The organism is Hyphomonas sp. (assembly GCF_013823385.1).
Lineage (GTDB): Bacteria > Pseudomonadota > Alphaproteobacteria > Caulobacterales > Hyphomonadaceae > Hyphomonas.
Map to the genome: position 1 here is coordinate 1 of NZ_PNMA01000084.1, position 3,646 is coordinate 3,646.

Consider the following 3,646-nt stretch of genomic DNA (forward strand, 5'->3'; position numbering starts at 1 on the left):
AAGGCCCAGTGAAATTTTCGCGTACATAGGCATCGAAGCCGTCGGCACGCGGATCGGTATCGAATGTCGCGGCCTCTGGCGGCGGCGATGGCGCGGCAACCTCCCATTGCAGGGGCGTGCGGATTTGCTGATCGGCACCGATCAGCGCGTGCAGGATCGAAGTGCCGCAGCGCGGCAGACCAATGATAAACACGGGCCGCTCGATGACGACGTCGGCGATCTCCTGATGCGCCTTGCGGTCCGCCGCTATAGCGGAAAGGCGCGACAGGTTATCGCGGAACTGCGCCAGCGCCCGCTCGCGCCCCGCCTGCGAGAGCCCGCTTTCCTGCGCCAGCGCATCCATCGCCGCAGTCAGCCCGGGAAGGACGCCTGCGGCCATGTCTGCATCCAGACCGGCTTCGCCGACCAGTTCCTGCGGTGTTGGATCTCCCATGCGCTCGCCCTCTTTTGCAGCCATTTGCGACGGTGTTTTCGCCATGCAAGCTAGGCACTGGAAAAATCGCTGAACCTGTCACTGGGTAGGACAGACGGGGGTCATGAGCGGCGACATATCGGTTCATGGAAGGGAGCGGATATGGAACCGTCTGAACATCTGGAGCCATACTACAAGTTGCCGAAGCTGCGCTGAAGCGATGGCTACGGATAACACATTCGATTTCATCATCGTGGGCGCCGGTTCGTCTGACTGCGTGCTGGCCAACCGGCTGAGCTCCGACCCAGCGACCAAAGTGCTGCTGATAGAAAGCGGGCCTGACGACAAGAGCCCGCTGATCCGCATGCCGCGCGGCGTGGGAAAATTGCTCGACCCTGCCAATCCGCATGTCTTTGCCTACAACGTCAAACCGGCGGGTAACCAGCCGGAAGAGATGTGGCTCAAGGGGCGCACGGTTGGCGGGTCAAGCTCGGTCAACGGCATGGTTTACATGCGCGGCGCGCCGCAGGATTACGACGATTGGGAAAAGGCCGGCTGCACAGGCTGGGGCTGGGATCGCATGGGACGCCATTTCGTGGCCTTGGAAGACCATTCACTAGGCGCTGCGGAATGGCGCGGCACCGGCGGCCCTTTGCGCATTTCGGTGTTTGCAGACGGCAATCCGGTCACCCAGGCGATGTTGCAAGCGGGCGCGCAAATGGGCGTGCCGACTGTGGCAGATATCAACGCGGTGGACGTGGTGACCGATCAGGGCATGGGCTACCAGACCACGACCACTTGGAAGGGACAGCGCTTTTCCGCCGCGCGGGCCTTCCTCGATCCGGCGCGCGCGCGCGCGAACCTCAAGATCATCACCGGCGGCGCCGTGGCAAAGGTCGTCTTCGATGGGAGCCGGGCTGCAGGCGTGGTTCTGGATGGCCAGCAAATCGCCTGTCGCGGCGAGATCATCCTGTGCGCGGGCGCTGTTGAATCCCCCAAGCTGCTTGAGCTTTCGGGAATTGGCGATGCGGCTCGCCTGAAGGCGCTTGGCATACCGCTGGTCGCGCACAGCCCGAACGTTGGCGAGAACCTGCGCGAACACCGCTTTGTCGCGGTCGACTGGCGTATTCGCGGCCACAGTTCCAACCAGAAACTCAGTGGGCCAGCGCTAATCGCATCGATCTTGCGCTATTTCCTGTTCCGGCGCGGCGCGATGACCGATGCGGCGCACGAAGTGGGCGGCTTCATCAAGACCGAACCCGGGCTGGATCGCCCCGACGCGCAGATCGGCTCCATGCTGGTGACGATGAAGCAGGGCGCCAAAGGCAAGGTTGTGCTGGATTCGTTTCCCGGCATGCGCCTGCTCGGCTATTTTACGCGGCCTGAAAGTCGCGGCTCCACCCACATTCAATCGAGCGATCCTGCAACCGCACCGCAGATCGATGCAAACCACTTCGCCGAGCAAGTGGACCGCGAGCGGGCACTGGCCCTGTTCAAGTGGATCCGCCGGTTCGGCCAACAAGGGGCGCTCGCACCTTGGGTTGTAAAGGAAGTGGGGACCGCTGCTGTCGTGAAAACGGATGAGGATATTCTCGCCAACCTGCTCCGGCTGGGCGGCACCTCGTTCCATATCGCAGGCACCGCTGCAATGGGCGCAGAGACCGATAGCGTGCTCGATCCGCAGCTGCGTGTGCGCGGTGTGAGCGGCCTGCGCGTTTGCGACACATCGATCATGCCTGCACTGGTTTCGGGCAACACCAATGCACCGGCGATGGCCATCGCCATGAACGCTGCGGAAATGATCCTCGGCAAGGAACAGGCAGCATGACAATACCTTTTACCGACATCAGCCAGGTCTATTACGATGGTGCATGGCACGATCCGCAGGCAGGCACCGAACCGGTCGTCAATCCGGCCACAGAAGAGGTGATCGCTGCCGCACCGGTTGCCTCTGCACAGCAGGTCGATGCCGCGATTGCAGCGGCGCGCGAAGCCTTTGACCACGGCCCCTGGCCGCGTATGTCCAGGGGTGAGCGGGCTGACATGGTCGAAAAGATGGCGCGCGCCCTGCGGGCAAAGCATGCCCAGATTGCGCAACTAATCGTGGCCGAAGTGGGCTGTGCGGCCTGCATCACCCACCTGATGCAGGTCGACAACCCGCTGCGCCTGCTGGAAACGGCCATCGGCCATGCACGGCGGGAACAGTCCGAACGCCTGCCGATCGATATCACCCCCAACCCCTTTGCCCCGGGTGGCCCGCGGTCCATCGGTGGCACCACGGTGGTGCGAGAACCACTGGGCGTGGTCTCGGCAATCACCGGATACAACTTCCCCTTCCTGCTGAACCTGGCGAAGATCGGCCCCGCCCTGCTGGCGGGGTGCACCTTGGTGCTCAAACCATCGCCCTTCACACCGTTTTCCGCTCTGCTGTTCGCACAGGTGGCCGAAGAAATCGGCCTGCCCGCAGGCGTGCTGAACATCGTCACCGGCGGCATCGACGAAGGGCAACTGCTGTGCACCGATGAACGGGTGGACATGGTGACCTTCACCGGTTCCGAAGGCGTTGGCGCGCAGATCATGGCGCAGGCCGCGCCCACGCTGAAGAAAGTTCACCTGGAACTGGGCGGGAAGTCGGCACTTATCGTTCGCGAAGATGCCGATGTTCAGAGCGCGGCGGCCATGGCTGCCACGGTCATTTCCATCAATGCCGGGCAAGGCTGCGCCATTCCCACCCGGTTCCTTGTTCACGAAAACCTGCGCCCAGCCTTTGCCGCAACGGCTGCTGCCGTCGCCGGAAAGATCGCCATCGGCAATCCGGCAGACCCGGCCATCGGCATGGGACCGCTGATCCGCGAGAGCCAGCGCAGCAAGGTGGAACATTTCATCGAACTGGGCTGCTCTGCCGGTGCGCGGCTGGTCTGCGGTGGCGGTCGCCCCGCGGGGCTCGACAAGGGCTTTTTCACTGAAGTGACCGTATTCGACGATGTGACCAACGACATGGTGATCGCGCAGGAAGAAATTTTCGGGCCGGTCGGCTGCATCATCGGCTTTTCAACGGATGAGGAGGCGATCCGTATCGCCAATGATTCCCGTTATGGCCTGAACGGCGCAATCCAGACGGCCGATGCCGCAAAGGGCTATGAAATGGCTCTGCAAATCAGAGCCGGCAGCGTCTCGCTCAATGGCGGAACAGGCACGATGAGCGACGCGCCCATCGGCGGCTACAAGCGATCA

Annotated in this window: 3 protein-coding genes; 2 read left to right on the plus strand and 1 reads right to left on the minus strand. The window is 62.8% G+C overall.

Annotation, left to right across the window (positions count from 1 at the left end):
- Positions 1-478: sulfotransferase (locus C0456_RS19730; RefSeq protein ID WP_291056149.1), on the minus strand; the 478-nt coding region annotated here is incomplete at its 3' end.
- 154 nt (positions 479-632) lie between these two features.
- Here C0456_RS19730 and C0456_RS19735 point away from each other — a divergent pair.
- Both C0456_RS19735 and C0456_RS19740 read left to right on the plus strand, forming a co-directional pair.
- Positions 633-2,240, plus strand: coding sequence for a GMC family oxidoreductase (locus C0456_RS19735; protein WP_291056152.1), 1,608 nt, complete (start codon positions 633-635; stop codon positions 2,238-2,240).
- Positions 2,237-3,646, plus strand: a 1,410-nt coding sequence (locus tag C0456_RS19740; protein ID WP_291056155.1) for an aldehyde dehydrogenase family protein, incomplete at its 3' end; no start/stop codon positions are given. The genes C0456_RS19735 and C0456_RS19740, both read left to right, overlap by 4 nt.

What these genes read in the sequence shown, in the direction of transcription:
- C0456_RS19735 (WP_291056152.1), top strand. Translation starts at nt 633, where the DNA reads ATGGCTACGGATAACACATTCGATTTCATCATCGTGGGCGCCGGTTCG.